This window comes from Muricoccus vinaceus (assembly GCF_042433125.1).
Taxonomy (GTDB): Bacteria; Pseudomonadota; Alphaproteobacteria; order Acetobacterales; family Acetobacteraceae; genus Roseomonas; species Roseomonas vinacea.
In genome coordinates this window covers 40,764-64,357 of record NZ_JBHLVZ010000098.1, presented here as the reverse complement: position 1 = coordinate 64,357, position 23,594 = coordinate 40,764, and the positions used below count along the sequence as shown (strand labels likewise).

24 protein-coding genes are annotated in these 23,594 nt (G+C 70.5%); 11 read left to right on the top strand and 13 right to left on the bottom strand.

Features of this window, described 5'->3' with window-relative positions:
- Window positions 1-3: 3 nt before the first annotated feature.
- The 4 genes from ACFFIC_RS27315 to ACFFIC_RS27300 are packed head-to-tail and all read left to right on the top strand — an operon-like array spanning window position 4 to window position 4,164.
- Complete coding sequence (locus ACFFIC_RS27315) at window positions 4-1,113, top strand: microcin C ABC transporter permease YejB (RefSeq protein WP_377056395.1); 1,110 nt, start codon at window positions 4-6, stop codon at window positions 1,111-1,113.
- Complete coding sequence (locus tag ACFFIC_RS27310) at window positions 1,110-2,147, top strand: ABC transporter permease (RefSeq protein WP_377056393.1); 1,038 nt, start codon at window positions 1,110-1,112, stop codon at window positions 2,145-2,147. Before ACFFIC_RS27315 ends, ACFFIC_RS27310 begins: the two co-directional genes overlap by 4 nt.
- A complete protein-coding gene (locus ACFFIC_RS27305) occupies window positions 2,144-3,751 on the top strand; it encodes an ABC transporter ATP-binding protein (RefSeq protein ID WP_377056391.1) in 1,608 nt (535 codons plus the stop codon). The genes ACFFIC_RS27310 and ACFFIC_RS27305 overlap by 4 nt, the downstream gene beginning before the upstream one ends.
- A complete protein-coding gene (locus ACFFIC_RS27300) occupies window positions 3,748-4,164 on the top strand; it encodes a hypothetical protein (protein ID WP_377056389.1) in 417 nt (138 codons plus the stop codon). The genes ACFFIC_RS27305 and ACFFIC_RS27300 overlap by 4 nt, the downstream gene beginning before the upstream one ends.
- A 66-nt stretch (window positions 4,165-4,230) precedes the next feature.
- On the opposite strand, the gene ACFFIC_RS27295 is transcribed toward ACFFIC_RS27300, so the two are convergent.
- Window positions 4,231-4,641 carry a MarR family transcriptional regulator gene (locus tag ACFFIC_RS27295; protein ID WP_377056387.1) on the bottom strand — a complete coding sequence of 137 codons (411 nt, stop codon included), beginning with the start codon at window positions 4,639-4,641 and terminating at the stop codon, window positions 4,231-4,233.
- Window positions 4,642-4,700: 59 nt separating this feature from the next.
- On the bottom strand, window positions 4,701-6,407 hold the full coding sequence (locus tag ACFFIC_RS27290; RefSeq protein ID WP_377056385.1) for a leucyl aminopeptidase family protein: 1,707 nt from the start codon (window positions 6,405-6,407) through the stop codon (window positions 4,701-4,703).
- Between ACFFIC_RS27290 and ACFFIC_RS27285 the strand changes: the two genes are divergently transcribed.
- From ACFFIC_RS27285 to ACFFIC_RS27270, 4 genes are all read left to right on the top strand, one after another.
- Window positions 6,351-7,358 carry a glycosyltransferase gene (locus tag ACFFIC_RS27285; protein ID WP_377056383.1) on the top strand — a complete coding sequence of 336 codons (1,008 nt, stop codon included), beginning with the start codon at window positions 6,351-6,353 and terminating at the stop codon, window positions 7,356-7,358. The genes ACFFIC_RS27290 and ACFFIC_RS27285 overlap by 57 nt on opposite strands.
- Window positions 7,355-8,533: a glycosyltransferase gene (locus tag ACFFIC_RS27280; RefSeq protein ID WP_377056381.1), complete on the top strand. Its 1,179-nt coding sequence runs from the start codon at window positions 7,355-7,357 to the stop codon at window positions 8,531-8,533. The genes ACFFIC_RS27285 and ACFFIC_RS27280 overlap by 4 nt, the downstream gene beginning before the upstream one ends.
- An 87-nt stretch (window positions 8,534-8,620) precedes the next feature.
- Window positions 8,621-9,604, top strand: a complete 984-nt coding sequence (gene gmd, locus ACFFIC_RS27275; protein ID WP_377056379.1) for a GDP-mannose 4,6-dehydratase — start codon at window positions 8,621-8,623, stop codon at window positions 9,602-9,604.
- 9 nt (window positions 9,605-9,613) lie between these two features.
- Entirely contained in the window at window positions 9,614-10,585 is a 972-nt protein-coding gene (locus ACFFIC_RS27270; protein WP_377056377.1) for an NAD-dependent epimerase/dehydratase family protein, read from the top strand.
- Between the two features lie 18 nt (window positions 10,586-10,603).
- On the opposite strand, the gene ACFFIC_RS27265 is transcribed toward ACFFIC_RS27270, so the two are convergent.
- From ACFFIC_RS27265 to ACFFIC_RS27240, 6 genes are read right to left on the bottom strand one after another with little or no spacing between them, the layout of a single operon-like run.
- Complete coding sequence (locus ACFFIC_RS27265) at window positions 10,604-11,965, bottom strand: MFS transporter (RefSeq protein WP_377056375.1); 1,362 nt, start codon at window positions 11,963-11,965, stop codon at window positions 10,604-10,606.
- 6 nt (window positions 11,966-11,971) lie between these two features.
- Window positions 11,972-13,276, bottom strand: a complete 1,305-nt coding sequence (gene hisA, locus ACFFIC_RS27260) for a 1-(5-phosphoribosyl)-5-[(5-phosphoribosylamino)methylideneamino]imidazole-4-carboxamide isomerase (RefSeq protein WP_377056373.1) — start codon at window positions 13,274-13,276, stop codon at window positions 11,972-11,974.
- Window positions 13,273-13,923 carry an imidazole glycerol phosphate synthase subunit HisH gene (hisH, locus tag ACFFIC_RS27255; protein ID WP_377056371.1) on the bottom strand — a complete coding sequence of 217 codons (651 nt, stop codon included), beginning with the start codon at window positions 13,921-13,923 and terminating at the stop codon, window positions 13,273-13,275. Before hisH ends, hisA begins: the two co-directional genes overlap by 4 nt.
- The gene (locus ACFFIC_RS27250; RefSeq protein ID WP_377056369.1) at window positions 13,920-14,285 is read right to left on the bottom strand and encodes a DUF2628 domain-containing protein; all 366 of its coding nucleotides are present in this window, start codon (window positions 14,283-14,285) and stop codon (window positions 13,920-13,922) included. The genes hisH and ACFFIC_RS27250 overlap by 4 nt, the downstream gene beginning before the upstream one ends.
- The gene (gene hisB / locus ACFFIC_RS27245; RefSeq protein WP_377056367.1) at window positions 14,285-14,890 is read right to left on the bottom strand and encodes an imidazoleglycerol-phosphate dehydratase HisB; all 606 of its coding nucleotides are present in this window, start codon (window positions 14,888-14,890) and stop codon (window positions 14,285-14,287) included. Before hisB ends, ACFFIC_RS27250 begins: the two co-directional genes overlap by 1 nt.
- A gap of 57 nt (window positions 14,891-14,947) precedes the next feature.
- Entirely contained in the window at window positions 14,948-16,168 is a 1,221-nt protein-coding gene (locus ACFFIC_RS27240) for an energy transducer TonB (RefSeq protein ID WP_377056365.1), read from the bottom strand.
- 158 nt (window positions 16,169-16,326) lie between these two features.
- Here ACFFIC_RS27240 and hslV point away from each other — a divergent pair, with 158 nt between their 5' ends.
- Both hslV and hslU read left to right on the top strand, forming a co-directional pair.
- Window positions 16,327-16,881 (top strand): ATP-dependent protease subunit HslV, encoded by a 555-nt coding sequence (hslV, locus tag ACFFIC_RS27235; protein WP_377056363.1) that lies wholly within the window; start codon window positions 16,327-16,329, stop codon window positions 16,879-16,881.
- 2 nt (window positions 16,882-16,883) lie between these two features.
- The gene (gene hslU / locus ACFFIC_RS27230; RefSeq protein WP_377056361.1) at window positions 16,884-18,221 is read left to right on the top strand and encodes an ATP-dependent protease ATPase subunit HslU; all 1,338 of its coding nucleotides are present in this window, start codon (window positions 16,884-16,886) and stop codon (window positions 18,219-18,221) included.
- Between the two features lie 40 nt (window positions 18,222-18,261).
- Here the strand turns inward: hslU and ACFFIC_RS27225 are convergent, their stop codons facing one another.
- Complete coding sequence (locus tag ACFFIC_RS27225; RefSeq protein WP_377056359.1) at window positions 18,262-19,533, bottom strand: PepSY-associated TM helix domain-containing protein; 1,272 nt, start codon at window positions 19,531-19,533, stop codon at window positions 18,262-18,264.
- A 175-nt stretch (window positions 19,534-19,708) separates the two neighbouring features.
- Complete coding sequence (locus tag ACFFIC_RS27220; protein WP_377056357.1) at window positions 19,709-20,158, bottom strand: hypothetical protein; 450 nt, start codon at window positions 20,156-20,158, stop codon at window positions 19,709-19,711.
- Between the two features lie 83 nt (window positions 20,159-20,241).
- Between ACFFIC_RS27220 and ACFFIC_RS27215 the strand changes: the two genes are divergently transcribed.
- Window positions 20,242-21,069, top strand: coding sequence for an EcsC family protein (locus tag ACFFIC_RS27215; RefSeq protein WP_377056355.1), 828 nt, complete (start codon window positions 20,242-20,244; stop codon window positions 21,067-21,069).
- Window positions 21,070-21,079: 10 nt separating this feature from the next.
- On the opposite strand, the gene ACFFIC_RS27210 is transcribed toward ACFFIC_RS27215, so the two are convergent.
- The 3 genes from ACFFIC_RS27210 to ACFFIC_RS27200 are packed head-to-tail and all read right to left on the bottom strand — an operon-like array spanning window position 21,080 to window position 23,591.
- Window positions 21,080-22,072 (bottom strand): asparaginase, encoded by a 993-nt coding sequence (locus ACFFIC_RS27210; RefSeq protein WP_377056353.1) that lies wholly within the window; start codon window positions 22,070-22,072, stop codon window positions 21,080-21,082.
- A complete protein-coding gene (locus ACFFIC_RS27205; protein WP_377056351.1) occupies window positions 22,069-22,827 on the bottom strand; it encodes a glycosyltransferase family 2 protein in 759 nt (252 codons plus the stop codon). The genes ACFFIC_RS27210 and ACFFIC_RS27205 overlap by 4 nt, the downstream gene beginning before the upstream one ends.
- Window positions 22,824-23,591, bottom strand: a complete 768-nt coding sequence (locus ACFFIC_RS27200) for a lysophospholipid acyltransferase family protein (protein WP_377056349.1) — start codon at window positions 23,589-23,591, stop codon at window positions 22,824-22,826. The genes ACFFIC_RS27205 and ACFFIC_RS27200 overlap by 4 nt, the downstream gene beginning before the upstream one ends.
- Between the last annotated feature and the right edge of the window lie 3 nt (window positions 23,592-23,594).

Here is a 23,594-nt window from a genome sequence, read left to right as displayed (position 1 = left end):
GCGTTGGGCGCTTACATCCTCCGGCGCGTGCTGCTGCTGGTGCCGACGCTGTTCGGCATCATCCTCATCAACTTCGCCGTCACCCAGTTCGCCCCTGGCGGGCCGGTGGATCAGATGCTCGCCGAACTGCGCGGGGAGGGGAACACCGCCCTTGGCCGCCTGACCGGCGAGGGCGGCGGCGAAACCCGCGCGCCCCGGCCGCAGGACCAGACCAGCGGCGAGGGCCCGCGCTCCACCTATCGCGGCGCCCGCGGCCTGGATCCGGCCGTGGTGGCCGAGATCGAGCGCAGCTTCGGCTTCGACAAGCCCGCCTCCGAGCGCTTCGTGGAGATGATCGGCAACTACCTCCGCTTCGACTTCGGCCGGTCCCTGTTCCGCGACCGTCCGGTGATCGACCTGATCAAGGAAAGACTGCCGATCTCCATCTCGCTCGGCCTCTGGTCCACCCTGATCATCTATTTCGTTTCCATCCCGCTGGGCATTCGCAAGGCCGTGCGGGACGGCACGCGCTTCGATGCCTGGACCTCCGGCGTGGTGCTGCTGGGCTATGCCATCCCAGGCTTTCTCTTCGCCATCCTGCTGGTGGTGATCTTCGCCGGTGGGTCCTTCGTGCAGTGGTTCCCGCTCCGTGGGCTGACCACCAGCGGCAGCGCGTCCTGGCCCTTCTGGGAGCGCGTGGCCGACTACGCCTGGCACATGGTGCTTCCCACGGTCGCCCTGGTGGTGGGCGGCTTCGCAGGCCTGACCATGCTGACCAAGAACGCCTTCCTGGACGAGATCAACAAGCAGTATGTGCTGACCGCCCGTGCCAAGGGGGCGGGGGATGGGCGGGTGCTCTACGGGCACATCTTCCGGAATGCCATGCTGATCATCATCGCCGGCTTTCCCGCCGCCTTCATCGGCATCCTGTTCACCGGCGCGCTGCTGGTGGAGATCGTGTTCAGCCTGGATGGGCTAGGGCTGCTGGGCTTTGAATCGGCCATCCGGCGCGACTACCCCGTGATGTTCGCTACCCTCTACATCTTCACCCTGCTCGGCCTTGTCATGCAGATCGTAGGCGACATCAGCTACACGCTGGTGGATCCTCGAATCGACTTCAGCGCCCGCCGTTGACCCTCTCGCCGCTCACGCGACGCCGCTTCGCCAACTTCCGCGCCAACCGGCGCGGATGGTGGTCGCTCTGGGTTTTCGCCGTCCTGTTCCTGCTCACCCTCTTCGCCGAGCTGATCGCCAACGATCGCCCGATCGTCGCCAAGGTGGAGGGGCACTGGTTCTTTCCCGTGGTCGTCGAATATGCCGAGAGCGACCTGCTGAGCGACGGCTTTCCCACCGCCGCCGACTGGCACGACCCCGTGCTGGCGGAAGAGGTGGAGAAGCGTGGCTGGGCTCTTTGGCCGCCGATCCGCTACAGCCACCGCACCGTGGTGCGCGATCTCGGCCGCCCTGCTCCCTCTCCGCCCTCCGCCCGCAACCTGCTGGGCACCGACGACCAGGCGCGGGACGTGCTGGCCCGCGTCATCCACGGGTTCCGCATTTCCGTGCTGTTCGGCTTCACGCTCACCATCCTGTCCTCCGTCATCGGCGTCGCAGCGGGGGCGGTGCAGGGCTATTACGGCGGCTGGGTGGACCTGATCTTCCAACGGGTGATCGAGATCTGGTCGGGCATGCCCCAGCTCCTGCTGCTGATCATCCTGGCCAGTGTGATCGAGCCGAGCTTTCTCTCCCTGCTCGGCTTCCTTCTCCTTTTCTCCTGGATGGCGCTGACGGGCGTGGTCCGGGCGGAGTTCCTGCGCGGCCGCAACCTCGACTATGTCCGCGCCGCCCGCGCGCTTGGCGTGTCCGATGCCCGGCTGATGGCCCGCCACATCCTGCCCAACGCCATGGTGGCCACCCTGACCATGCTGCCCTTCATCCTGGCCGGCTCCGTGACGGTGCTCGCCAGCCTTGACTTCCTGGGCTTCGGCCTGCCGCCCGGCTCGCCCTCCCTGGGCGAGCTCGTTTCCCAGGCCAAGAACAACCTGCAGGCCCCCTGGCTCGGCATCACCGCCTTCGTGGTGCTGGGCGGCATGCTCACCCTGCTGGCCTTTGTTGGAGAGGCGGTGCGGGACGCCTTTGATCCCCGCAAGCAGCCGGGAGGCGGCCGGTGAACGCTCCCTTGCTCGACGTGCGGGACCTTTCCGTCGCCTTCCGGGGACAGACGGTGGTGCAGGGCGTCTCCTTCTCTGTGAGCCCCGGCGAGACCGTGGCCCTGGTGGGGGAGAGCGGCAGCGGCAAGAGCGTCACCGCCTTGTCCTGCCTTCGCCTCCTCGGCCCCGGCGGCGGCAATCCCGCTGGGCAGGTCGTGCTCGACGGAGTGGATGTCCTGAACGCCACCCCCGCCGAGTTGCAGCGTTTGCGCGGCGGCGTGGCGGGCATGGTGTTCCAGGAGCCCATGACCTCCCTCAACCCGCTGCACAGCGTGGGGCGGCAGGTGTCGGAGGCCATCACCCTGCACCGCCCGCTGCGCGGCGCGGCTCTCCGCACGCGGGCCATCGAGCTTCTGCAGCGGGCCGGCCTCGGCGCGGCGGCGGAGCGGCTGGATGCCTTTCCGCACCAGCTCTCGGGCGGCCAGCGCCAGCGGGTGATGATCGCGGTTGCCTTGGCCAACGACCCCCGCCTGCTGATCGCGGACGAGCCCACCACGGCGCTCGACGTCACCATCCAGGCTCAGGTGCTGGAACTGCTGGCGAAGCTGAAGCGTGAGCTTGGCATGGCCATGCTGCTGATCACCCACGACCTGGCCATTGTCCGCCGCCACGCGGACCGCGTCGTTGTCATGAAGGACGGCGCCGCCGTGGAGCAGGGCAGCGTCGAGGCAGTGTTCTCGCGGCCCGCGCATCCCTACACGCGCATGCTGATCGAAACCCAGCCCCGCGGTCGTGCCCCCGCCCTGCCGCCCGACGCGCCCGAGATCCTGCGCGCGCGTGGCGTTTCCGTGCACTTCCCCATTCGTCGCGGCCTGCTGCGCCGGGTGGTGTCCCAGGTGAAGGCCGTGGACGGCGTGGACCTCTCGCTCCACCGTGGCGAGACGCTGGGGATCGTGGGTGAAAGCGGCAGCGGCAAGACAACCCTCGGCCTCGCCCTTCTTCAGCTCGAACGCTCCGGCGGCGAGGTCCTGCTGAACGGGGCGCCCATCCAGGGCCTGTCCCGCTCTGCCCTGCGCCCGCTGCGCCGGCGCATGCAGGTGGTCTTCCAAGACCCCTATGGCAGCCTCTCCCCCCGCATGAGCGTGGGCGAGATCGTGGGGGAGGGCTTGGCGGTGCACGAACCCGCCTTGTCCCGCGCCGCCAGGGACGAGCGGGTGGCCGGCGCCCTCAAGGAGGTCGGGCTCGATCCCGCCACCGCGATCCGCTACCCGCACGAGTTCTCCGGCGGGCAGCGCCAGCGCATCGCCATCGCCCGTGCCCTGGTTCTCGGACCGGAGCTGGTGGTGCTGGACGAGCCGACCAGCGCGCTCGACGTGTCGGTCCAGGCCCAGGTCGTGGACCTCCTGCGGGATCTGCAGGTCCGGCGCGGCCTCGCCTACATCTTCATCTCGCACGACCTCCGCGTGGTGCGAGCGCTGGCCCATCGCATCGTCGTCATGAAGGACGGGCGCTTCGTGGAGGAAGGGAACACGGAGCAGGTGGTCTCCGCGCCCCGGGCGCCCTACACCCGCGCCCTGATGGAGGCCGCCTTCGAACTGCGCGCCGGGACAGGGGTTGGGACATGACGGAACTGGAGCGCCTGCGCGGGTTGCTGAACGAGCAGAAGGTGAAGCTGGGCATCAACATCCGGCAGATGAACGCTCCCGGATCCCCGGTGTATCGTAGCCTGGAGAACGTCACGATCCCCGCCATCCTGCTGGCGGTTTCGTTTCTGGCCACCCTTTACATCCACACCTGGGTGGGCTTCGCCATCCTGGCGGCGGGCACGACCTGGTGGATCCTGAAGGTGCTGCCCAAGGTCCGGGACGGCGTGTTCGACCGCAGCGCCGCCTTTGCCCTTTCCAGCGAGGCCGCTTTTGATGCCCTTTGGGCCCGCGGCGTTCTCAGCCTTTATGCCAGGATGCCCGATGGCACGGAGCGCGCGGCGGCCAAGCAGGAAGACTGGCGCGCCTTTGTGCGCGAACTGCCGGGCGGCTGATCCGCGGCGCGGGCGAACGGCCGCTCAGGCCGGCGAGGGCAGGGGGGCCGTTTCCAGCCCCCGCGCTCAGGCCCGCTTGGCCTGCACCACGTTGCTGATCGGCTGCGCCCCCAGGGCGGCCTCCTTGACCTCCTCGGAGGCAGCGGCGGCCTCGCCCATGATGGTGCGCATCTCGCGCAGCAGGGCCGCGCCCTTTACGGTGCGCTGAACGAGCACGGAGCGGCGGTCCTGCGGGTCGGTCTTGCGGCGAGCGAAGTCCAACTCGCCCAGTCGGTCCAGCGCCCGGGTGATCGCGGGCTTGGAAACGTTGAGCGAGGCGGCCAGCCCGCGCACGGTGTGCGGGCCCTCGCCGAGATAAACCGTCAGAAACACGCCGAGCTGTCGCGCCGAAAGGTCAGGTCCATCGCGGCGAACGAGCGCGACGATGGTGTCCCTCAGGATTCCGACGAACTGGTCCGGTGTGCCTTGCACGGGCATCGGGGTATTCCTTCTCAAGTGCGTTCCGGACGGGAACGCGCTGTATCAGATCAATCACCTTACCCATGGCCCGGCGGGTACCGTTCCGGCTCCGCCAGGGTGGGTAGGAGGGCTATCAGGCCGGCGTGCAGGGCCCGCAGACCCATCGCCTCACCACCTTCAGGCCGTCCAGACCTCGCAGAATCGTTCCAGGCGTAAACGTCCAGATGAGCCCAACGTATGCCTCGCGGAACAAAGCGGCGAAGAAAAAGTGCGGCGACGATGGCGCCAGCCATCGGCCGGGTTCCAACATTGCCGAGATCGGCAGCCGAACTCTCCAGCCACGTGCTGTAACCTTCGTGTAGCGGCAATCGCCAGAGCGGGTCGTTGCATGCATCGCCTGCCGCCGAAAGGGCGGTTGCGACTGCTTCGCTATTCGTGAACAAGGCTGGTAGATCGGGTCCGAGCGCCACGCGGGCGGCGCCGGTCAGCGTTGCCGCGTCCAGCATCAGTGCCGGACGCGCCTCGGCTGCGAAGGCGAGCAGGTCGGCCAGCACAAGCCGCCCCTCGGCATCGGTGTTGCCAACTTCCACCGAGAGGCCGGCACGGGTCCGCAGCACGTCGAGTGGCCGCATGGCCGTGGCCGAAACCGCGTTCTCGACCGCGCCGATCGCGACCAGCAGGCGGATGGGTGCGCCGAGACGCATCAGCGCCTCGGCCAGGCCCAGGATGATGGCCGCGCCACCCATGTCCTTCTTCATGCGCTTCATGCCTTCGGCGGACTTCAGGTCCAACCCGCCGGTGTCGAAGCACACGCCTTTGCCGAGAAGGGCGATGAGCGGCCCGTCCGCCGCGCCTTCCCAGCGCAGCACCGCGACGCGCGGCGCCCGGTGGCTTCCCCCACCAACCGCGGCCACGGCCGGGAACCCTTCCGCAAGCGCCTCCCCGGCGATGTCCTCAAATTCTGCGCCGCAACGCTCCGCCACGTGCCGCGCGGCGTCCGATAACTCGGCCGGGCCAAGATCGGCGGCGGGAAGGTTGATCAGCTGCCGTGCGCGCAGCATCGCCTCGGCCAGGATCTGCGCTTCCTCCGTGCCCTCCGGCAGCACCAGCCGGGCAGGGCGCCGCGGCGGTGCCTTGTGGCGCGTGAAGCGATAGGCACCAAGCATCCATCCCAGCACAGCCGCGGATGCGTCGCATTCCAATCCCAGCTCCCAGACCGTGCCTTCCGGCAGGCCGAATGGCAGCGCGCCGTAGGACCAGGGCGAAGTTCCATCGCGGCCCAAACCGAGCACGGCCGACGCCATGCCGGTGCCGCCAGGCAGCAAGGCAATCCGCCCGGCCTCCGCCGCGAAGCCGATCTCACGCAGGAAAGCCGCGGCACCCGGGTCCAGCGTATCCAGGAACAGCGGCAGTCCATCCGCCGTCACCGCGTGGACCGGACGTGCCTCCGCACCGGCCTGAGCAAGGCCCCAGGACGTGTCGGGATCGAAAGGAAACGCAACTTGCGATTGTATATCGTCACCTTCGCTCGCTGGGGTGTGGCCAAGTGCTTGATATTCTATGCACCAAGGGTCAGCCCCCGCCAAGCCTCCTCGTGACAGCTTTCGTTGCATCGCTGCCGATGTTAGGCCCCGGCAATGCGCATCCTGCTCTGGTACTGGGGACGTCGTGGCGGGGGCGCCCAGTTCACCCTGTGTTTCGCGCGGGGCTTGACGGAATGCCCGGGCGTGGAACTCGCCCTTTCCCTGGGCGAGCGAAACACCCTGCTGCCCGAAGCGCGGCAACTCGGCGTGCCTCTGGACGCCGTGCCCACCTTTGGCGGCCTGCTGGGCGCATCGCTCGGCGTGCTGCGCCTGCCCGCCCTTCGGCAAAGGCTTGTCCGGCAGGCGAGGTCAGTGCGGGCCGATGTCGTGGTATCGGCCATGAGCCATGTGTGGACCCCGCTGGTCGCGGGCGCCCTTCCTGCTGCCGGCCTCCCCTTCATCAGCATCGTGCACGATGCCCTGCCGCATCCCGGCGATCCCGCCATCGCCTGGGACTGGCGTTTGCGGCAGGAGCTCAGCGCCGCGGCCGGCGCCGTGGCCTTCTCGGATGCGGTTGCCCAAGCCGTCGCGGCCCGACGCCCCGGGCTGCCGATCCTGCAACTGCCCCTCGGCGCGCATCTTCCCTCGACGGGTGCCGATGGCACGGAACCGGTGGCCGACTTCCTCTTCTTCGGCCGCCTGCGCGCCTACAAAGGCCTGGATCTCCTTCGCGACGCCTTCGCCGCCCTGCGCGCACGTCACCCCGGCGTTACGCTGCGCGTGGTGGGAGAGGGAGACCCGGAAGCCTGCGCGCCCGGCCTCGCGGCCTTGCCAGGCGTGACGGTGGAGCCCCGCTGGGTATCTGACGAGGAAATGCCGGCGCTTGTCGCCTCCGCCCGGGTGGTGGTGCTGCCCTATCGCGAAGCCAGCCAGTCCGGCGTCCTGCCCATTGCGCTCGCGCTCGGCGTGCCGGTGGTCGCCACCCCGGTTGGCGGCCTCCCGGCGCAACTTCAGCACGGGGTCAGCGGCCTCCTGGCCCGCGATGTCTCCGCGCCCTCCCTGACGGAAGCCATGGCCTTGATCCTCGATCCGCGGCGCCGCGCCGCCCTATCCGCCGGCGCACGCGCCGCCGGTGCGCGGCTGACGGACTGGGGTGCCCAGGCCGCGATCTTGGTCGAATGGCTGGGCCGGCTTCAGGGCGCACGCCCGTGAGCCTCCTGCACCGCCTCTGGTCGAGCCTGCCGCGGCGGGCGCGACGCGAAGCGCTCTTCTCCCTGACCGCCGCCCTTGCGCCCCGCATCGCCCGCCCGGCGCCGCCTCCGGCCTTGCCGCTGACGGTCGCCGGCTACTTTACGGCCACCACCGGTCTTGGCGCCGCCACCCGGCGCTTGGCGGCCGGCCTGCGCGACCAGGGCTTCGCGGTGGCGGAGGCCGACCTGACGGGACCGCTGCGCCAGGGTCCGGCGGGGTTGCTCCCCGTCGTGCGGCCCGGCCCGGGAACCCTTCTCGTGCACGTGAACGGTCCGATGCTGCCCTGGGCGCTGCTTTCCCTCGGCCGCAAGGCCGTTGCGGGCAAGCGGGTGATCGGCGTCTGGAACTGGGAGCTGCCAGTGCTTCCCCCGGACTGGAACCGCGGCTTCGCGGCCTGCCACGCCATCTGGGCCGGAACCGAATTCGTTGCTGCCGCCTGCCGCCGCCCGGGTGGGCCACCCGTCTCCGTGGTGTCCTACCCGATGCCCCCGCCCACTCCCTCGCGCCTCGGCCGCGCCGATTTCAGCCTGCCCGAGAAGGCCTTCGTCGCCCTCACGGTGTTCGATGCCACCTCCTCCCTCGCCCGGAAGAACCCGCTCGGCGCCATTGAGGCCCATCACCGGGCCTTTGGCACCTCCCCGGACCATGTTCTCGTCATCAAGACTCACGGAACCGCCCATGCCGGCCCGGGCTGGGCCGAGGTTGCCGCGGCGGCGGCCGCGCGCCCGAACCTGCGCGTGATCGACGCTGCCCTGCCGCGCGCGGACCTTTGGGCGCTCATGGCGGCCAGCGATGTCCTGCTGTCCCTGCACCGTGCGGAAGGCTTCGGCTTCGCGATCGCGGAGATGATGGAACTCGGCCGCCCCGTTGTGGCGACCGGCTGGTCGGGAAACACCGATTTTATGCAAGGGCCGGGGTGCCACGCCATTGGGTATCGCCTCGTTCCCGCCCATGATCCCCAGCACACCTACGACATGCCCCAGGCCCGCTGGGCCGAGCCCGACCTGGACGAGGCCGCGGCCGCCCTCCGCCGGATCGCGTCCGATCCCGCCCTGCGGCGCCCGCCTGCCCAGCGCCTCCCCACCCCCGACTACCGCGCGGCCCTGAGCCTCCCGGACGCGGCGTCCACGGGCTGAATCGGCGATGTTGGGAAAGGTGGTCTAGCAAGGCCGCGGCAGGGCCGCTAAAGCCACCCGGCCCGAAAACCAGCGAAACTGGAATCCATGCCGCGCGCGCTTATCACCGGTGTGACCGGACAGGACGGGGCCTATCTGTCCCAGCTCCTTCTTGAGAAGGGCTACGAGGTCTTCGGGCTTCTCCGCCGTTCCTCCTCGGGCGACGTGATCGACGAGCGCCTGCGCTGGCTCGGGATCGCGGGCCAGGTTCGCATGATGGACGGGAACCTGATCGACCTGTCCTCCCTGCTGCGCATGCTGCAGGAAGTCCGGCCGGACGAGGTGTACAACCTCGGCGCCCAGTCCTTCGTGAAGACCTCCTGGAACCAGCCACTGCTGACCGGGCAGGTGACGGCGCTGGGCGCCGGCAACATCCTCGAGGCGGTTCGCATCGCCTGCCCGGAGGCGCGCTTCTACCAGGCTTCGTCCTCCGAGATGTACGGCCTGATCCAGGAGCCGGTGCAGAGCGAGACGACGCCCTTCTATCCCCGCTCCCCCTACGCGGTCGCCAAGCTCTACGCCCACTGGATGACGGTGAACTACCGCGAGAGCTTCGGCCTGCACGCCTCCTCCGGCATCCTGTTCAACCACGAGAGTCCGCTGCGCGGCATCGAGTTCGTCACCCGCAAGGTCACGGACGGCGCGGCCCGCATCAAGCTCGGCCTCGGCACCGAGCTGCTCATGGGCAACCTCGACGCCAAGCGAGACTGGGGCCATGCGCGGGACTACGTGAAGGCGATGTGGCTGATGCTGCAGCAGGAGAAGCCCGACGACTACGTGGTGGCCACCGGCCGCACGGTTACCGTGCGCGACATGTGCCGCATCGCCTTCGCGCATGTGGGCCTGGACTACGAGAACTTCGTGAAGGTCGATCCCGCCTTCATGCGCCCGGCCGAGGTCGATGTGCTGCTCGGCGATCCCTCCAAGGCCCGCGCCAAGCTGGGCTGGACCGCCGAAACCAGCCTTGAGGACATGATTAAGGAGATGGTCGAGGCCGACCTCGCCCGTCACCGCGCCCGCCAGCTTCGCTAGAGACCGCCAATGCGGCCCAAGCGCATCCTGGTGACAGGGGCCGGCGGCTTCGCCGGCCGCCACCTCCTGCCCACGCTGCGCGCCGCCTTCCCGGACGCCGCGCTGGTGGGGGCACGCCGCAGCCTGGCCGAAGGGCCGGTGCCCGACGCCGATGAGACTGTTGCGCTGGACCTCGACCAAGGCGCGAGCCTGGCGGATGCGGTGGCTTCGGTGCGGCCGGACGCCGTGCTGCACCTGGCCGCCTATGCCGATGTTGGCGCCTCGTTCCGCAACCCTCTCGCGGTGTGGCGCACCAACGTGCTCGGCACCGTCGGGCTGGGGGAGGCGGTGCTGCGAGCGGCGCCCGAGGCGCCCTTTCTGGTCGCCTCCTCGGCTGAGGTCTACGGCCTGTCCTTCCAGTCTGGCACCCCGGTGGCGGAGGATGCCCCGTTCGCCCCCGCCAATCCCTACGCCGCCAGCAAGGCCGCCGCCGACCTCGCGGTGGGCGAGATGGCGCTGCGGGGGCTGCGTGCCGTGCGGATGCGCGCCTTCACCCATACCGGCGCCGGCCAGACCGATGGCTTCGTGGTGGCGGCCTTCGCCCATCAGGTCGCGCGCATCGAGGCCGGGCAGCAGCCGCCCGTGCTCCGCACCGGCGCGCTCGACCGCTGGCGCGACTTCCTCGACGTGCGCGACGTTTGCGCCGCCTATGTGGCCGCCCTCTCGCGGGCCGACTCCCTGCCGCCGGGCATCGCGATGAACATCTGCTCGGGCACGCCCCGCCGGATCGGCGATATCCTGGAAGCCCTGCTGCGCCTCTCGGGCGTGAAGGCCGAGGTGGAGCAGGAGGCGTCCCGCATGCGCCCGACCGACGTCCGGAGCGTGCAGGGCGACCCGGCGCTGGCGCGGCAAACCCTGGGCTGGTCGCCCGTGGTGCCCTGGGAGGAAACCCTGGCCAGCGTTCTCGCTGATTGGCGCGCCAGGGTGGCCGCCGGCGAATAGCAAGCTGCCCGGGCGCGGCTACCGGGCCAGGCGCCCCAGGCTCACCGCGGCGCCACCTGCCGCGAAGCCCGCCGCCGTCAGCAGCAGCGGCACCGTGGCGGCATCGCCCCCGAACAGCCCAAAGCCCAGCGCCACCACCGCCGCCCCCAGCGTCGTGCCCAGAAGGCGCGCCTGCGCCAGCATTCCGTTCGCCGCCCCAGCCCGCGCGGTGGGACCGGCCGTCAGGATGGCGCGGTTGTTCGGGGTCTGGAAGAAGCCGAAGCCGATGCCGCAGAGCACCATGCGCCAGGCGATGTTCAGGTCCCCCGGCGCATCCGGGAGCAGGGCCAGCGCCAGCAGCCCCGCCGCGAGGCAGCCGAGGCCGATGCTGCTGAGGATGCCCGCCGGGTAGCGGTCGGACAGATAGCCCGAGAGCGGCGCTACCACGACGATCACCAGCGGCCAGGGGGTGATCAGCAGCCCTGTCCTCACCTCGTCGTAGCCAAGCCCGTGCTGGAAGAAGAAGGGCAGTGACACGTAGGCGACCGTCTGCGCCGCGTAGGACAGGATCGAGGTCACGAAGGAGAGTGAAAAAAGCCGGATGCGCAGCAGATCCAGCGGCACAAGCGGGTGCGCCCGCCCGCGCTGGTGGCGCAGCAGGACCGCCATCAGCCCCAGGCCCGCGACGACCGCGGCCAGGCCCAGCGCGAAGGAATGGCTCAGCGCATCCACGCCCAGCACCAGCAGCACGATGCCGGCTCCATTCAGCAGGGCACCGACGATGTCAAAGGGCCGCCGCTGCCGGCGGCTGGCGGGCAGGAAGGCCAGGGCCACTGTTATGGCCAGGATCCCGATCGGGATGTTGACCGCGAAAAGCCAGCGCCAGTTCGCCACGGCCAGGATGCCGGCCGCCACGCTGGGCCCGAGTGCCGTCGAAACCGCGACGGTCAGCCCGAACAGGGCGATGCCCCGCCCGATCAGCCGGCGCGGAAAGATCGTCTGCATCAGCACGCCGCCCACCACGGAGGAGCAGGCGCCGCCCAACCCCTGCAGGACGCGAGCGAAAACCAGCCAGTTGAGGTCCGCGGCCAGGGCGCAGCCCAGGGAGGCCAGGGTGAAAAGCAGCGTTCCCGCCAGATAGAGCCTCTTCGCCCCCTGCCGCTCTCCCACGGCCGCGAGCGGCAGCAGCGCGATCGCCGTGGCGAGCTGGTAGCCGTTCACCACCCAGACCGAGGCGGCGGGCGTGCCGCCCAGGTCCGCCGCGATGGTCGGCAGCGCCACATTGGCGATGGAACTGTCGAGCGTGCCGAGGAAGGTGCCGAGCAGGACCCCGGCCACCGCCCAGATCCGGCGGGGCATGGGCAGGCCGTCATCCACGGCCGTGGCGGTCTCCCGCGTCATCTGGGTTCAGACCGCCGCCAGGGCTTCGGCCGCCGTCAGCCGCCCGTCGTAAAGCGCGCGGCCGATGATGACGCCGGCGATCGTGCCCGTTGCCCGTAGGGCATCGAGGTCCGCCCGCCCCGCCACGCCGCCGCTGGCGATCACGGGGGTGGAAAGGCGCGCGGCGAGCGCCGCCGTCGCCGTGACGTTGACGCCGCCGAGCATGCCGTCACGGTCGATATCCGTGTGGATGATGGCCGCGGCTCCCGCATCCTCCAGCATCAGCCCGAGGTCGAGGGCCGTCAGCGTTCCCGTCTCGGCCCAGCCCTCCGTGGCCACGAAGCCGTCCCGCGCGTCGATCCCGATCGCCACGCGGCCCGGATGGGCGCGGCAGGCCGCGCGGGCGAAGTCCGGGTCCTTGGCCGCGGCGGAGCCCAGGATCACGCGGGCGATCCCGGCCGAGAGCCAGGCCTCCACCGTCGCCATGTCGCGGATGCCTCCGCCAAGCTGCACGGGCCGGGTGGTGGCGGAGAGGATGGCCCGCACCGCCTCGGCATTGGCCGGCCGGCCGGCGAAGGCGCCGTCCAGGTCCACAACGTGCAGCCAGGGAAAGCCCGCCTCGTCGAAGCTGCGCGCCTGGGTGGCAGGGTCGCCGTAAACCGTGGCCTGCGCCATGTCGCCGCGCTTCAGGCGCACGACCTGACCGCCCTTCAGGTCGATGGCGGGATAAGGGGTGAAATCCATGCGGAGGCCGCGCTCACTTCTCGGGGGGAACATCGCGCCCTTGGGGCGGCCGCGCACGGGCTCCAGCGCCTTGTAGTAATGGTGCCCGGCCACGGTGCGCCCGTTGATCCGCGCATAAGCCGGGTGGGTGCCCCAGCGCGTGTAGCCAAGGCCCTCGAACAGCGCGATCGCCGTTCGCTGCGTCTCGCGCACGTCGAGGTTCAGCACGCGGTGGCCCAGCGCCGCCGCGCGCTCCTCCACGCGGCTGACCATCAGCCGCGCCAACCCGTGGCCCCGCGCATAGGGCGCGATGTAGGCGTGGGTGAGCTGGGCGGACCAAGCCTGCGCCTCGTTGTAGCGCGGCGGCCGGACAAGCTGCGCGGAGCCGACAGGGTGGCCGTCCAGTCGTGCCACGAACAGCTCGCGCTCCGGCACGAGCAGCACGCCGCGGAAATGCCGCGTCAGCGCTTCACGACCCTGGGGTGTGACCCAGCCGAAGCCGCCGCCCTCGATGATGGCCGCGTCGGTGGCCTCGCAAAGATCCGCCAGGTCGGCGTCGGACAGGGAGTCGATGCGCTCGACGAGCAGCGTGTGGGTCGTCTGGGTCATGGCGTCCAGCGGAGGAAGTTCCGCAGGATCCGCAGCCCCACGGGGCCCGACTTCTCTGCATGGAACTGGGTGCCGGCCAGGTTGTCGCGCCCCACCACGGCCGCGACCTCGCCGCCATAGGCGGTGCTGGCCAGCAGCTCTGCCCGCTTGCCGCCGCGAAGGGCGTAGGAGTGCACAAAATAGGCGTGAGCGTCTTCGGGTAGCCCCGCGAGGAGCGGGTGCTCCCCCCGGGCGTCCAGGGCGTTCCAGCCCATCTGTGGCAGGGGAAGCGGACTGCCGCCTTCGCCCCGCGGGTCCATCGGCGCGATCTCGCCGGCGATCCAGCCAAGCCCGGGCGTAAGTCCGTGCTCCAGCCCGCGCTCGGCCATCAGTTGCATGCCCACGCAGATGCCCAGGAAAGGCCTGCCCCGCTCCAGCGCCGATTCCCGCAACGCCGCCTCCATCCCGGGCAACGCCGCGAGCCCGCGCGCGCAGGCCGCGAAGGCCCCCTGGCCCGGAAGCACCACGCGCTCGGCCGCGCGGACCGCCTCCGGATCGGTGGTGACCGAAAGGTCGAGTCCGATCTCTTCCTCGCGCGCCGCGCGCTCGAAGGCGCGGCGGACGGAGGCGAGGTTGCCCGAGCCTGGGTCGATGACCGCGACCTTCACGCCATGGTTCCGCGGGCCAGGGCTGGGCAAGTGGAGATCAGGCGCAACAAGGCTTCCTCCTCGTCTCGGCCCACAACCACGCCCCTGGTCGCGAAGCCGCGGCGACCCAGTGTCCAGCGACGCAGGTCGTGGGCGTGCCACCCGAGCAGCACCTGCAAGGCCAGAACTGCCCATCCTTCCCAGAGGTCGGGAAGGAACGCCAAGGCCACGGCCAGAAGCACATAACCCAGCAGCGCCAGCCAGAGCCCGTGCCACAGCAGCCAAAGTGGCCCGAACAGAAGGGCCCCGAGGGAGAAGCCCTCCCGGACCAGTCGTGTGGCGGCCTCGGTTCCGGCGCGGGCGTGAACCGTGAAGACCCGCATCAGGCTTCCAGCATGCCTTTGGTCGAGGGGATCGTGCCCTCCGCGCGGGGATCGGCCTCCACGGCCATGCGGAGCGCCCGGGCAAAGGCCTTGAACAAGCCTTCCGCGACGTGATGCGCGTTGGTGCCGGCACGCTGCGTCAGGTGAACGGTCATGGCGGAGTTCATGGTGACGGCACGAAAGAACTCCTCGAACAACTCCGTGTCCATCTCACCCACCTTGTCGCGGGTGAAGCTGGCGGACCAGGCCAGGTAAGGGCGGCCCGAGATGTCGATGGCGCATTCGGCCAGCGCCTCGTCCATCGGCACCAGCGCCTGGCCGTAGCGGCGGATGCCTCGCTTATCGGCCAGCGCCTTGCGGATCGCCTGACCGAGAACGATGCCGACGTCCTCGGTGGTGTGGTGGAAATCGATGTGCAGGTCGCCCTCGGCGCGCACGGCCAGGTCGATCATCCCGTGCCGCGCCACGGCCGTCAGCATGTGGTCGAGGAAGCCGATCCCGGTCGCGATCTCCGCGCGACCGGTGCCGTCCAGGTCCAGCTTCAGGTGGATCCGGGTCTCGGCGGTCTCGCGGGCGATCTCGGTGCGGCGGGGAAAGGCGTCCATGGCGGCTCTTTAGACCCCTCGGGGGATGGCGGCCAGCGGCCCAGCCGGCTTATCGGCTCAATGCCGCCGCAGGATATAGTTGATGGTCAGGTCGATTTCCGCGCTGTCCTCCCGGGTGCTGGTGGGAAAGGGCGGAACCGAACGGCCGCGCAGCAGGGCCTGCGCACCCGCGTCCAACCAGATCGAACCGGAACGTCCGATCAGCTGAAGGCCGGAAACGCGGCCGGTCCGGTCGACCGTGAAACGCACCACGGCAGTGCCGTCCTCTCCGGCCTCGACGGCTTGGCGCGGATAATAACCGTGCTCGCGTAGCCAGGCCATGAAGGCGGAGCGCCAGTCGGCGCCAAGATTGGCGCCCCTGATGCGAAGCTGCGCGTTGGGTGCGTCTGCCTGCGGCGAGGCGACCGCGGCCGCCGCGTCGCGGTCGCGCCGCGTGCCGGAACTTCCGGGGGCGGAGGGCGGCGAGGGCCGGCCCAGCGCGACCGGCGGCCCTTGGCTGAGGTCGAGCGCTCCCGCGAAGGGAGAAGCGGGCCGCGGCCGGGACTGCGCCTGCTGCGGCGGGGTTGGCCGGGGCGTCGGGACGGCACGGGCCTGCGCGGGCTCCGCCGGCGGCTCCGGTGCGGGGGGTGGGGGTAGGGGAAGCGCCGCCATCTCCGCTTCCCGCGGTGTTTCTGCCGGTGGCGGCGGAGGCGGCATGGAAAGCTCGGCCGGCGCGGGCTGCGAGGGAAGCGGCACCGGCGGCAGCGCGCGGGCCATCGGCGGCACGGGCTGCGGCAGGGCGAGCGCGGGGGGGGGAGGGGAAGGCGGCGCCTGTGCAAGGGGCGGCGGTGAGGGCGGCGCCGCGCTCGGCGGCGCCGGAACCGGCGGGGTGGCCTGCGGTGCGGGTGGAAGCAGAGGTGCGCCGGGTGGCGCAGGCGGCGCCTCCGCGACCCGCGGTGCCGCATCGGGCGGCGGCGGTTCGGCCACGCGCGGCATGGGCGATGGCGGAATGGGCAGCGCCCCGGTGCTCGGCGGCTCCAGAGGCGCGGGCGCACCCTCGGCAGGGGGCGCCGGAAGGTCCTCCGGCGCGCCTCCCTCGTAAACCACGTCGACGGCGGAGGGCGCCGAAGGCTCGGGCATGCGTCGCGGCGGGAGGCCCACGAACAGCCACCACAGCACCAGAAGGTGCAACAGCAGCGACAGGACAAGCCCGGGCCGGCGCCAGGCCGCGCGCCCCGCGGCACGGCGGGCCCGACCCGGCGGCAGCGGGCCGATCGCGGACAAGCCCGCCGCGCTCATGCCCCTGACACCCTCAAGCCAATCCCCTCAACGCCACCCTGGCACCGCCGTTCCGTCTGTCACCCCGCCAGATAAGGCGCCCAGCGCGGGCGCGAAACCGGCCCGATTGCAACAGGCGGGCCGGATCGCCACATGGACGCCTTCACATGGCAACCATCATGAATACCACAGAACACGATCCACTCGGCTGGCACGGCACCACCATCCTTTGCGTCCGCAGGAATGGCCAGGTGGCCATGGCCGGCGACGGCCAGGTCTCCATGGGCCAGACGGTCGTCAAGAACAACGCCCGCAAGGTCCGCCGCATCGCCGGCGGGCGGGTCATCACCGGCTTTGCGGGCGCGACCGCGGATGCCTTCACCCTGCTGGAGCGTCTGGAGGCGAAGCTCGAGCGCTTCCCCGACCAACTCGAGCGCGCGGCCGTCGAACTCGCCAAGGACTGGCGCACCGAGCGCTCGCTGCGGCGCCTGGAAGCCCTTCTGGCGGTGGCCGACAAGGACCGCTCCCTGCTCATCACCGGTCAGGGTGACGTGATGGAGCCCGAGGACGGGGTCATCGGCATCGGATCGGGGGGAAATTACGCGCTGGCCGCCGCCCGTGCCCTGATGACGGTGGAGGGCGTCACCGCGGAGGAGGTCGCCCGCCGCGCCATGACCATCGCCGCCGATATCTGCGTCTATACGAACGGGCGCTTCGTGGTGGAGACTCTCTGAAAATGCCCTTGGACAGCACAGCCGTGAACGAAGCCGTCAACCTTTCCCCGCGCGAGATCGTGTCGGAGCTGGACCGCTACATCGTCGGCCAGCACGACGCCAAGCGCGCGGTGGCCATCGCGCTCCGCAACCGCTGGCGGCGCCAGCAGCTCGCTCCTGGCCTGCGCGAGGAGGTGGTGCCCAAGAACATCCTCATGATCGGCCCGACCGGTTGCGGCAAAACCGAGATCGCCCGCCGTCTGGCCCGCCTGGCCAACGCGCCCTTCCTCAAGATCGAGGCCACGAAGTTCACCGAGGTCGGCTATGTCGGCCGTGACGTGGACAGCATCGTGCGCGACCTGGTGGAGGCCAGCATCACCCAGATGCGCGAGGGTGCCCGCGCCGAGGTCCAGGCCAAGGCCGAGCTGAACGCCGAGGAGCGCCTGATCACGGCCCTTGTCGGAGAGGGTGCCTCGGGCGAGACGCGGATGAAGTTCAGGAAGCTTCTCCGCGAGGGCGGGCTGGAAACGAAGGAGGTCGAGGTCCAGGTCGCCGAGCAGGCGGCGCCGATCGGCGCCATGGACATCCCGGGCATGCCGCCCGGTGCCCAGAACATCCAGGAGATGATGGGCAAGATGTTCGGCGGCCGCTCGCGCGCGCGCAAGATGACGGTGGCCGAGGCCCGCAGCGCCCTGCAGCGCGACGAGGCCGACAAGCTGCTCGACCAGGAGGCACTGACCCGCAACGCCGTGCTGCACGCCGAGCAGAACGGCATCGTTTTCATCGACGAGATCGACAAGGTCTGCGCCCGCACGAGCGAGGGCGGCTTCCGCGGCGGCGATGTTTCACGTGAAGGCGTGCAGCGTGACCTGCTGCCGCTGATCGAGGGCACCACCGTCAACACGAAGCATGGGCCCGTGAAGACGGACCACATCCTCTTCATCGCGTCCGGCGCCTTCCACCTCGCCAAGCCCTCCGACCTGCTGCCGGAGTTGCAGGGCCGCCTGCCGATCCGGGTGGAGCTGAAGGGCCTGACGCGCGACGACTTCCGCCGCATCCTGACCGAGCCCGAGCACGCACTGACCACGCAGTACACCGCGCTGCTGGGCACCGAGGGCGTGACGCTGGACTTCGGCGCCGACGCGATCGACGCCGTGGCCGAGATGGCCGCCGACATCAACGACCGCGTCGAGAACATCGGCGCGCGGCGGCTGGCGACGGTGCTGGAGCGGCTGCTGGAGGAGGTTTCCTTCACCGCCTCCGACCGGCGCGGCGACACGGTGCGGGTGGACGCGGCGATGGTGCGGGACAAGGTGGGAGCGCTGGCGTCGAGCACCGACCTGTCGCGCTTCATCCTTTAGGCGGCAAACCGGGGAAGGTGCTGCTCTCCCGAACGGCCCGTTACCGCGTGGGAAGGGAAGGGGGCTCCGCCGGGGAGGCCTCTGACGGGGCCGCGGCAACCGCCGCGCCCCGCCGGCGGGCCCGCATGGCCACACCCTGCCGGGCCACCCGCTTCATGCGCCGCCGGCCAAGATAGAGCAGCACTCCGGTGATGCCGAACAGGGGCATCGCCAAGCTCGCGACCATCATCAGCAACGTTCCCGCCGGCCCGAAGAAGCTGCCGCTGTGCAGGGCCAGCATGCTGCCCATCAATCGGTGCCCCAGCGGCTGTTCACCGTAGCGACGGTGTTCCACCACCTGTCCGGCCGCATCGATGGCGATGCTGTTGCGCGCGTCCTCATGCGCGGGGTCAGCGTCCACATAGGTGATGCGAAGTGGCTGTCCCGGCGATGGGACGCGAAGCTGCGCCGTGCCGTAATCCGGCCGTTCCCGCAGGAAGGCCGCCCAGGCGCTGTCGAGGTCTAAAGGCGCGGGCCGCCCTCCTTCGCCCCGCCGCCTTGCTTCCGCGCCTCCCGCCTGGGCTCCCGGCCGCGGTGGCCCGGCCTCACCGCCCGGCCGAGGTGCGCCGGTGATGTCGTAAAGGGCGCTGCGGTACCAGTCGAAGGACCAGTAGAGCCCGGTCAGCCCCGCCAGAAGATAGAGTGGAAGCACCCAGGTCCCGATCACGGCGTGCAGCCGCCACAGCAGCGCCTTGCCGCGCAGCCGCGTGTCGATCCGGAACCAGGCCTGCCAGTTCAGCACCCGGCGCGGCCAGCGCAGGTAGAGCCCGGTGAGCGAGAGCGCCACCAGGGCGATGGTCGAAACACCGACCACGATCCGCCCTTCTGCCCCGGCCAGCAGCCAGCGATGCAACTCGCGCGTCACGCGGAAGAAGCTTTCCCCAGCAGGGGTGCCGAGAAGGGAGCCATCCCGCGGATCGACCTGGCGGACGTCGCGGCGCGGGCGCCCGCCCGACGGCGCCTCCCGCGGGGCGAGAAAGGCGCGAGCCGGCCGGTCGGGCGCGGCGGAAAGGCTGAGCGACTGAACTCGCAGGCCCGAGGCCGCCTCGATCCGGCGGATCAGCTCCGCCGGCGGAAGCGGCGCTTCCTGGCGCGGCGCGACGGACAGCACCCCCGGGTTCATCGCCCGCAGGATCTCATCCTGGTAGGACAGGAGGCCTCCGGTGAAGCCGACCACCATGAGCACCATTCCGGCGGTGATGCCGATAAACCAGTGGATTTGGAACCAGACGGTTTTCCAGCTCGGCAGGCGTGCCCGTAACGCGGCGCTCATTGCAAACCTGCCGCGACAGCGCAGATCGTCCGGGAGAAGCCGATACCAGCGGAGCAGCAGAATGCGCGACAGGCCACGAGCAAGGCTCCCCAGCGTTTCAGGCGGAAGGCTTCCGGCCGTCTCGTTGCTGGTAATGCGAATCGCTCTCAATAACAAGCTTACGAAGGGCGGCTGCTCAGCCGTTCAGATGAGTGGCGAACTTGGCCATCCAGAAATTCGGAACGGCGTGTCCTGCGCCCGAACGCAGTCGGATCGTCCAGAGCGGCTCCGCCGTGTCTGCGGTCTTGATGATGAAGTTCCATCCCACGCGCTTGTCGGTGGAGTTGTAGATCGCCTCCGTTCGCCACTTGCGCACCAGTGCATAAGGGAGGAGCCGGGTGACGCGGCGGGAGGCGATGCCGAGCATCTCGTCCCTGGCGCTGAACAGAAGCGTGGTGTCGCGACCTTCCAACCGGTCCTCCAGCCCCGGGCATTCCCCCACCAGCGCCGCCACGGCCTTGCGCCGGCAGGCCCGCACATACCAGGCCCACCACCCGGCCCCGCCCAGCAGGACCATCATGCCCAGCCCCGCCACCATCACCGCTGTCGCCAATCCCCGCGCCGCCCCGCCGCGGGATAGGGCCATCACCGCAGAGGATCAACGAGCAGCCCCCAGCTTCATCCCTGGCGCTGATGCAACCCGGCACCCTGCCCGCCATTTGTTGCAGCATGAGCACCACATCCTCCGAGCAGCCTTCCACAACGCTGCCTGCCCTGCTGACCCTGCCCGAGGATGCCCAGCTCGGGCTGGCCAAGGCCGTGGCCACGCTGGAGGGCCCCTCCGTCGCCGCCCGCCTCGCCGCGATCGCCGGCACGCCGGTGGAGGCGTTGAAGGCAAGGCTGCCCCCCAATTTCCGCGATCAGGTGGACAACGCAGTCCGCCGGGCGCTGGAAAAAGCCTGGTCCACCGCCGTCGGCACCGAGCCGCGCCGCACGCCCTTCGGCATGGACGTCGCCTGGTTCCATCGCGGCGTCGCGGCGGCCAGCGGGGCCGCGGGCGGCGCCTTCGGATTGCTGGGCACGGTGGCGGAACTGCCCTTCTCCACCACCGTCCTTCTCCGCCAGATCGCCGCCGAGGCCGCGGCCGCTGGAGAGGACCCCCACATGCCCGCGACAGCCGCCGAGTGCATGGCCGTCTTTGCCATCGGCAGCCCCGCGAACACGGAAGACGACCTGGCCGAGACCGGCTATTTCGCCGCACGCATCGCGCTGGCGCAGATGCTGCCCAACGCGGCCAGCAGCCTCGTCTCCGGACTGGTGCCGGGTTTCTTGGGGGCGATCGCGGCGCGCTTCACGGGAACGGTGGGTCTCAAGCTCTCGGCCCAGGCCGTGCCGATCATTGGAGCGGCGGCTGGCGCCGCGATCAACCTCGCCTTCCTGGAACACTTCCGAAGCATCGCCCAGGCCCATTTCCTGGTGCGACGGCTGGAGCGCACCTATGGCGCCGACCGCGTGCGCGCTGCCTACGACGCCCTGCGGGATGGCAGCACGGCTTGAGGAACGTCCGTCAAGGCAGCGGCAGCGCCGCCACTTCGCCCACCACCCGGTTGTTGCTGTCCAGCACCGGTGCCTCCACCACCCGCGCCAACTCCGCCGCACGATCCCCAGGCAACAGGCCAAGCCGCCCCAGGATGGCCGCGAACACCGCCATCTTTCCGCGCGTCGCCCCGTCCGCGATCTTCACGGCGATTCCGAGGCCTTTCCCGGGCACGAAGCCCAGGACGAAGCCTTCTGCCCCTTCCTTCAGCACCACGCGCCCTTCGACGGCAGCGACGATCTGCTCCGTCGGCCGGCCCCGTCCGGACAGATGCGCGGGATGCTCGCGCATCGCGCCGAGCACTCGCTGCACCGCCGCCTCGCGCCGTGCATCCGGCACAGCCAGCGCCGCGTAGCGCGCGGCGGCGCGGGCGGCGTCCGACACCGTCATGGCCAAGGCGGGCAACCCGCACCCGTCGGTGCCGCGCGGCAGGGCGCCCGCATCCCGGCCGATGAGGCCCGAGAGGGCATCGAGCCAGTGCCGCTGCGCCGGATGATCCGGCGCCTCGTAGCCGTCCGGCCGGCCGAAGGCCTGGGCGGCCGACAGGAAGCCGCAATGCTTGCCCGAGCAGTTATGGAACACCCGACGCTTTCCGCCCGCGCGCGCGGCATCGACAAGGTCCCCCTCGCCCGCGGGGAAGGCCGGCCCGCAGACCAGCGCCGCCTCTGGGTGCCCCATCCGCCGCAACCAGTTCTCCACCATCGTCACCTGAAACGGCTCCGCCCGGTGGGACGCGCAGGCCAGGGCAAGATGGGCGGGATCGAGCCCGTCCGCAGCCCCGCTTTCGACGAGTGAAAGCGCCTGGAACGGCTTGAGCGAAGAGCGCGGAAAGGTGAGCAGGTCCGGGTCGCCCCAGGCGTGGAGCAGCCGCCCCTGCGCGTCCGCCACCACCGCCACACCATGGTGGGTGCTTTCCGCGACACCCCCGCGGCGAACCTCGACCAGGGGCTGAATGCTTGTCATGGGCGGCCTCGTCGAAGGATGAGCGCCGGCAGGCGCAGGAGAAAGCCGATCATCAGCCGCGTGTGCATGCCGGTGAGCAGCAGGTTGTCCCGGCCATAGCGGAAGTGGGAGGTGCCCCCCTCGGCCGGGCCGAGATAGCGCACCGCAGCCGGGATGTTGATGGCCGGCACCCCGCGCCAAGCCAGGCGCACCGCTGCCTCCGCGTCGAAGTCGTAGCGCCGCATCCAGGGTGTCCGGCGCATGATCTCCAGCAGCGGCGCGATGGGATAGACGCGGAAGCCGAACAGGCTGTCGCCGATCGCTTCCCCGCCCGGCGTCGACCAGAGGGTCTCCAGCCCGGCCCACCAGTTGGAGACCCGCCGGCCGCGCACACGCAGCAAGGGCGCCTCGGGCCCGAACACCGGGCAGCCGAGGATCATCGCTTCCGGACGCGCGGCGGAGGCCGCCATGAAGTCTGGGATGCGGTCCGCCGGGTGCTGGCCATCGGCATCCATGGCCAGAACATGCGTGAAGCCCTCCCGCGCCGCGGCCTCCATGGCATCCCGCAGGGCCGCCCCTTTGCCGCCATTCGCCGGGCGTTCGATCAAACGGAAGCCCGGATCGGCGATACCGCGCAGCGCCTCGGCCGAACCGTCCGTGCTGCCGTCCGCCACCACCCACACCACCGGCCAAGCGGCATGGGCAGCGGCCGCCGTCTCCATCAGGCGCGGCCCGGTGTTATAGCTGGGGATCACAACGAGATGCGTGCGGCTCAACGAAGCGGAACCTCCAGGGCGGCGGCATGGCGCCGCCGAAGGCCCTCTGCAAAAGCGGCTGCGGAGCCTTGCACCGCGCTCCGCTCCCCCAGCCGCGCACGGTAGCGCAGCGGGAAGTCTGGCCGCCGCCAAAGCGGCCAGCCTTTTCCGAGATAGCGAGTGTTGCTTTCGATCAGCACCGTCTGCACGGGCGCGCCGGCCCGGCGTGCGATCAGCGCGAAGCCAGGATGAAAAGGATTGAGCCCTCCGTCCGGGCTGCGCGTGCCTTCCGGAAACACCAGCAGGTTGGCCCCGGACCGCAGCGCCTCCGTGGCGCGGGCGATCACCCGGCGCGGATCGTCGTTCGGGATGTAGCCCGCCAGTTGCCCGCCGCCGAGCGCCGGGTTCCGCTCCAGCCCCGCCTTCATGATGCAGACGGCATCGGGCAGGTGCGACACCACCAGCATCACGTCGAGCATGGAAAGATGGTTGGGCGCGACCACCAGCCCTCGCGCCTCGCGCAGGGGGGAGAGCGCCGAAAGGTCCAGTTCCACGATCCCCAAGCGCTCCATGGCCCGGAGAAGCCATTGGAACCCTCCGGTGATGACCCGCCGGCCCAGGCGGCGCCCTGTGCGCGGGGGCAGCAGGACGGAGAGGGGACAGGCGATCAGTCCCCAAACGAGAAAGCTGCTGCCCACCAGCAGGACCGCCGCGTAGAAGGCCAGGGTATCGCGCAGCCTGCGCGGACGGTCGGGCGGCGGCAGGGGCGGTGGCGACGCTTGCACTCG

What these genes read in the sequence shown, in the direction of transcription:
- ACFFIC_RS27300 (WP_377056389.1), top strand. Translation starts at nt 3,748, where the DNA reads ATGACGGAACTGGAGCGCCTGCGCGGGTTGCTGAACGAGCAGAAGGTG.
- ACFFIC_RS27295 (WP_377056387.1), bottom strand. Translation starts at nt 4,641, where the DNA reads ATGCCCGTGCAAGGCACACCGGACCAGTTCGTCGGAATCCTGAGGGAC.
- gmd (WP_377056379.1), top strand. Translation starts at nt 8,621, where the DNA reads ATGCCGCGCGCGCTTATCACCGGTGTGACCGGACAGGACGGGGCCTAT.
- ACFFIC_RS27270 (WP_377056377.1), top strand. Translation starts at nt 9,614, where the DNA reads ATGCGGCCCAAGCGCATCCTGGTGACAGGGGCCGGCGGCTTCGCCGGC.
- ACFFIC_RS27265 (WP_377056375.1), bottom strand. Translation starts at nt 11,965, where the DNA reads ATGACGCGGGAGACCGCCACGGCCGTGGATGACGGCCTGCCCATGCCC.
- hisA (WP_377056373.1), bottom strand. Translation starts at nt 13,276, where the DNA reads ATGACCCAGACGACCCACACGCTGCTCGTCGAGCGCATCGACTCCCTG.
- ACFFIC_RS27250 (WP_377056369.1), bottom strand. Translation starts at nt 14,285, where the DNA reads ATGCGGGTCTTCACGGTTCACGCCCGCGCCGGAACCGAGGCCGCCACA.
- hisB (WP_377056367.1), bottom strand. Translation starts at nt 14,890, where the DNA reads ATGGACGCCTTTCCCCGCCGCACCGAGATCGCCCGCGAGACCGCCGAG.
- ACFFIC_RS27240 (WP_377056365.1), bottom strand. Translation starts at nt 16,168, where the DNA reads ATGAGCGCGGCGGGCTTGTCCGCGATCGGCCCGCTGCCGCCGGGTCGG.
- hslV (WP_377056363.1), top strand. Translation starts at nt 16,327, where the DNA reads ATGAATACCACAGAACACGATCCACTCGGCTGGCACGGCACCACCATC.
- hslU (WP_377056361.1), top strand. Translation starts at nt 16,884, where the DNA reads ATGCCCTTGGACAGCACAGCCGTGAACGAAGCCGTCAACCTTTCCCCG.
- ACFFIC_RS27225 (WP_377056359.1), bottom strand. Translation starts at nt 19,533, where the DNA reads ATGAGCGCCGCGTTACGGGCACGCCTGCCGAGCTGGAAAACCGTCTGG.
- ACFFIC_RS27220 (WP_377056357.1), bottom strand. Translation starts at nt 20,158, where the DNA reads ATGGCCCTATCCCGCGGCGGGGCGGCGCGGGGATTGGCGACAGCGGTG.
- ACFFIC_RS27215 (WP_377056355.1), top strand. Translation starts at nt 20,242, where the DNA reads ATGAGCACCACATCCTCCGAGCAGCCTTCCACAACGCTGCCTGCCCTG.
- ACFFIC_RS27210 (WP_377056353.1), bottom strand. Translation starts at nt 22,072, where the DNA reads ATGACAAGCATTCAGCCCCTGGTCGAGGTTCGCCGCGGGGGTGTCGCG.